2 protein-coding genes and 1 pseudogene are annotated in these 1,841 nt (G+C 76.4%); all 3 read right to left on the bottom strand.

Annotated features, from left to right (window positions below):
* Window positions 1-183 (bottom strand): annotated as a pseudogene (locus ABT014_RS34430) (hypothetical protein); the annotation flags it as partial.
* A gap of 590 nt (window positions 184-773) precedes the next feature.
* On the bottom strand, window positions 774-1,520 hold the full coding sequence (locus tag ABT014_RS34425) for a fasciclin domain-containing protein (RefSeq protein ID WP_350643791.1): 747 nt from the start codon (window positions 1,518-1,520) through the stop codon (window positions 774-776).
* A gap of 10 nt (window positions 1,521-1,530) precedes the next feature.
* On the bottom strand, window positions 1,531-1,841 hold a 311-nt coding region (locus ABT014_RS34420; RefSeq protein WP_350643789.1), incomplete at its 5' end, for an ATP-binding protein.

Here is a 1,841-nt window from a genome sequence, read left to right as displayed (position 1 = left end):
CACGAGCCCGAACACCGCGGTCAGCCACGGCCCCCGGATCGGGCTGCGCCAGAACGTCGGACGGAACGGGCCGGGCGGGCGGGGCGGGTCCTTGACCAGACCGGCCAACCTGCCCGCAGGTCCCGCCCCCTGCGCGTCCCGGGTGGGACGGACCGGCTCTTCGTTGCGGTGTCGGTCAGCCACTGGCGATCCATCCCGTCGTACCCGCAAGGGGCCGGCACGGCCGGACAGACGAGCGGCTACCGGCTTCGAGGGCCGATTGTGCTGGCCCGCACGCGCCGCGCCCGGCCGGCCGCGCCATGCGCTCCTCCCGACGGCCCAATCCGCGGCGGGGTGCCAAGGCGCGGCGCGACCCGCGGGCGGTGCGCGGCGCGGCGATCGTGCCGATCGGGACGCGGCGCCGGGCGCCGGGTCCGCGCCCCGGGCCGGCTGCGGCCGCAGGAGTAGGGTCGTCGGCCCGCCGCGGGGCCGCGGGGGCGGGCCGTTCAGGGACGGCCTGATCGTCCTGCGGCAGTTTCCTCAACCTCTCGGACCGCTCCCGGGAGCGGGCGGGGCCTGCGGCAGACCCCGCCCGCGCGCACGGCCCCGCGCGGCGACCTCCGGGCGTGACGTGCACGGCCCTGGTTCGCGGCCACCGCCCGCGCGGACTGCCGAAGGCCACCACGTCCACCCGATCGGCCCATGACGCCGGGCGCGCCGGCCCGGCGGGCGGATGCTGCTGCCCGCCGGGTCGGCGCGCCCGGCGGGCGGCCGTGGCGGCGCTGTGGTCCGGGTCAGGAGGTCGGCATCAGGACGGTGTCGATGAGGTAGACGGTGGCGTTGGCGGTGGGAACGTTGCCGCAGACGACCTTGGCGGTGCCGTCGACGGTGAGGTCCTCGCCGGTGCCGGTGACCGTGACGGTGGCGCCCTCCAGGGTCTTGTGCTCCCCGGGCAGGGTGGCGGGGGTGAGCTTCCCCGGCACGACGTGGTAGGTGAGGATCTTGGTGAGCTTGTCCTTGTCGGCGAGGACGGCGTCCAGGGTGGCCTTGGGGATCTTGTTGAAGGCGTCGTTGGTCGGCGCGAACACGGTGATGTCCTGGGCGGAGTTGAGCGTGTCCACGAGGCCGGCCGTGGTGACGGCGCTGACCAGGGTGGACAGCAGCGGGTTGTTGGAGGCGGCGGTGGCGACCGGGTCCTCGGCCATGCTGCCGAACGAGCCGGGCCCGTCGGAGGGGACCGAGCCGCAGGCCGGGCCGAACGGGCCGTCCTCACCGGCGGCCGGGGTCCCGGTGGTGCTCCGAACGGTGGCCGCGGCCTGCGAGGCGGCGCTCGCGGCCGTCGCGGCGCCGGAGGAGGCGTTGCCCGCGCCGCTGCCGCAGGCGCTCACCGCGAGGGCGAGCGAGCCGGCGGCCAGCAGGACGGCGAACGACTTCGCCCGGCGGGCCCGGGGCGCGGGGGAGGTCTTCCCTGTGTCCTCGCTCCGGTTCTTCGGCTGGTTCTGGCGGTACATCGACTGCTCCTCGAAGAAGATGTCGGGCACGGCCGGCCGGTCACCAGGTGCGGGGCCGGCGCCCGGTGTTCGCGGCGGGCCGTACCGACTCCGGCGCGCGGGGCGCCGGCGGCAGGTGGGCGTGGACGGTCTTGCCGCTGCCGAGGTCGAGGGTGACGGAGAGGGTGTCGCACAGGACCGCCACGATGGCCAGTCCCCGTCCGCTCTGCGAGGCCCCGGCCTCCACGAGCCGGGGCTGCGGGAGGATCCGGCTGGCGTCGCTGACCTCCACGTCGAGGCCGTGCGGGCCGTGGACCAGCCGTACCCGGCCGGGGCCGTGGGTGTGCCGGATCGCGTTGGTGACGAGTTCGC

Source organism: Kitasatospora sp. NPDC094015 (assembly GCF_040304075.1).
Taxonomy (GTDB): domain Bacteria; phylum Actinomycetota; class Actinomycetes; order Streptomycetales; family Streptomycetaceae; genus Kitasatospora.
This window is presented reverse-complemented; position numbering and strand designations above follow the sequence as displayed.